The organism is Micromonospora sp. MH33 (assembly GCF_003013775.1).
Classification (GTDB): Bacteria; Actinomycetota; Actinomycetes; order Mycobacteriales; family Micromonosporaceae; genus Micromonospora; species Micromonospora fulviviridis.
Genome location: NZ_MUYZ01000550.1, coordinates 1 through 2,274, shown reverse-complemented (window position 1 = coordinate 2,274; position 2,274 = coordinate 1). Strand labels below are relative to the sequence as shown.

The following is a 2,274-nucleotide window of genomic DNA, read 5'->3' as shown; positions in this document are numbered from 1 at the left end:
GCTGGTCCGCGCGGTCGCCGCCCGGGTCCGCGCCCGGGTCCGCCCGCTGTGGGCCCCCGAGCTGGCCGCGCTGGGCAACGACGCGGCGGCCCGCCGCCTGCGCGAGGCCGCCGCCGTGGTGCGCGCCAACGGCCCGGCCGTGCTGCTGGTCACCGACGTGGAGGCGATCGCGCCGGCCGACGAGCCCGGCCCGCTGGCCACCGTGTTCCGGCAGGTGGTCGCCGAGACGGTCCGGGCCGGGGCGGCGGTGGTCTGCACCACCGGGCGCCCCGAGGCGGTGGATCCGGCGCTGCGCGCCCCGGACCTGCTCTCGCTACGGATCACCGTGCCGCTGCCCGACCCGGCGCTGCGCCGGGAGCAGCTCACCGTGCTCACCCGGCAGGTGCCGCTGGCCGACGACGTCCGGCTGGACGAGGTGGCCGCCCGTACGCCCGGGTTCGTCGCCGCCGACCTGGCCGCGCTGGTCCGGGAGGCCGGGGTGCGGGCGGCGCTGCGGCAGAAGGCGGCGGAGACGCCGACCGTGGCGATGGCGGACTTCACCGCCGCGCTGGAGGTCGTCCGGCCGACCACGATGGCCGCGTCCACCCTGGAGCTGGCCTCGGTGACCCTGGACGACGTCGGCGGCCTGCACGAGGTCAGGCAGACGTTGACCGAGTCGGTGCTCTGGCCGCTGACCTACCCGGACACCTTCGCCCGGCTGGGCGTGACGCCGCCGCGCGGGGTGCTGCTCTACGGGCCGCCCGGCTGCGGCAAGACCTACCTGGTCACCGCGCTGGCCGGCTCGGGCCGGGCCAACGTGCTGTCGGTGAAGGGCGCCGAGCTGCTCTCCAAGTGGGTCGGGGAGAGCGAACGCGCGGTCCGCGAGCTGTTCCGCCGGGCCCGCGAGGCGGCGCCCACCCTGGTCTTCCTCGACGAGGTGGACGCCCTCGCCCCGGTCCGCGGCCAGGCCACCGACGGGGGCACCACCGACCGGGTGGTGGCCGCCCTGCTCACCGAGCTGGACGGGGTGGAGGCGCTGCGCAACGTGGTGGTGGTCGGCGCGACGAACCGGCCGGAGCTGGTCGACCCCGCGCTGCTCCGCCCCGGCCGGCTGGAACGCCTGGTGTACGTGCCGCCGCCGGACGGCCCGGCCCGCGGCGAGATCCTCCGGGCGGCCGCCCGGAACGTCCCGCTCGCGCCTGACGTGGACCTGACCGCGCTCGGCGCGGAGCTGGACGGCTTCTCGGCGGCCGACTGCGCCGCCCTGATCCGCGAGGCGGCCCTCGCCGCGATGCGCGAGTCCCTGGCGGCCAGCACGGTCACCGCCGCCCACGTCGAGACGGCCCGCGCGAGGGTCCGCCCCTCCCTGGACCCGGTCCAGCTCGCCCACCTGGAGGCATACGCGGCCACCCGGCGGTGAGTCGCCGGGTCAGTCGGTGGGCAGCAGGGGGCCGAGGGGGCCGAGGTCCAGGTTGAGGTCCTCGGGGGCCAGGCCGAAGTACTCGCGGAGCTGGGTCATCTGCTCCTCCAGCGCCATCAGCGTGGCGCCGACCCGCTCCACCTGCTCCTCGGTCAGGTCGCCCAGGTCGACCCGGCGCAGCGCCTGCCGTTCCATCAGCTGCCGGAGCAACTCGACCACGGTGAGCACCAGGCTGGCCAGCCCCCGCTCGACCGAGTCCTGGTCGACGGCGAGCCGGCGGTCCAGCGGCCGGACCCGGGGCGCCGTCCACCGCGGCTCGCCCAGGGCCGCCGCCAGGTCGGCCGCCTCGTCCCGGCCGGTCACGGCGCCGCCTCCGGCTCGGGCGGGGCGAGCGCGCCGACCGAGGCGATCAGCGCGCGCAGCGAGACGCGGACCAGGTCGATGTCCGCGATGGCCAGGGTGATGTCCCCGGTGATCACCACGCCGGTGGCGAGCACCCGGTCGAGCAGGTCGACCAGGGCCACCGGCCGGTAGCTCAGCGGGTCGTCGGCGCTGTTCGGCGCCAGCGTGGTCACGCCCATGCCGGCTCCGCCTCCGGTTCCGCCACGAAGGAGTACGGTGGCCAGGGCCCGGTCAGCTCCAGCCGCACCTCGGGGTGTCCCTCGGCCAGCTCGCGGGCCAGCGCGGCGAAGCCGTCCCAGCGGTCCCGGTCGACCAGGTACGCCCCGTTGAGCACCATGGCGGTGGGCGCGCCGGAGAGCCGCCGGTCCTGCGGGGCGTGCCGGCGGGCGGCGACCGCGTACCCGGCGAGGGCGGCGTGCACGGCGGCGGCCCCTTCGGCGGCGACCCGCTGCCCCTCCTCACGGGCGCTGAGC

Annotated in this window: 4 protein-coding genes; 1 reads left to right on the top strand and 3 read right to left on the bottom strand. The window is 77.6% G+C overall.

Annotated features, from left to right (window positions below; genetic code table 11):
* The coding region (locus tag B0E53_RS35660) for an AAA family ATPase (RefSeq protein WP_146167945.1) at window positions 1-1,399 on the top strand (1,399 nt) is incomplete at its 5' end.
* A 9-nt stretch (window positions 1,400-1,408) separates the two neighbouring features.
* On the opposite strand, the gene B0E53_RS35655 is transcribed toward B0E53_RS35660, so the two are convergent.
* The 3 genes from B0E53_RS35655 to B0E53_RS35645 form a co-directional block, all read right to left on the bottom strand.
* Window positions 1,409-1,762, bottom strand: a complete 354-nt coding sequence (locus B0E53_RS35655) for a gas vesicle protein K (protein ID WP_246835772.1) — start codon at window positions 1,760-1,762, stop codon at window positions 1,409-1,411.
* Complete coding sequence (locus B0E53_RS35650) at window positions 1,759-1,980, bottom strand: gas vesicle protein (RefSeq protein WP_107079841.1); 222 nt, start codon at window positions 1,978-1,980, stop codon at window positions 1,759-1,761. The genes B0E53_RS35655 and B0E53_RS35650 overlap by 4 nt, the downstream gene beginning before the upstream one ends.
* The coding region (locus B0E53_RS35645; protein ID WP_210406351.1) for a GvpL/GvpF family gas vesicle protein at window positions 1,971-2,274 on the bottom strand (304 nt) is incomplete at its 5' end. The genes B0E53_RS35645 and B0E53_RS35650, both read right to left, overlap by 10 nt.

What these genes read in the sequence shown, in the direction of transcription:
- B0E53_RS35650 (WP_107079841.1), bottom strand. Translation starts at nt 1,980, where the DNA reads ATGGGCGTGACCACGCTGGCGCCGAACAGCGCCGACGACCCGCTGAGC.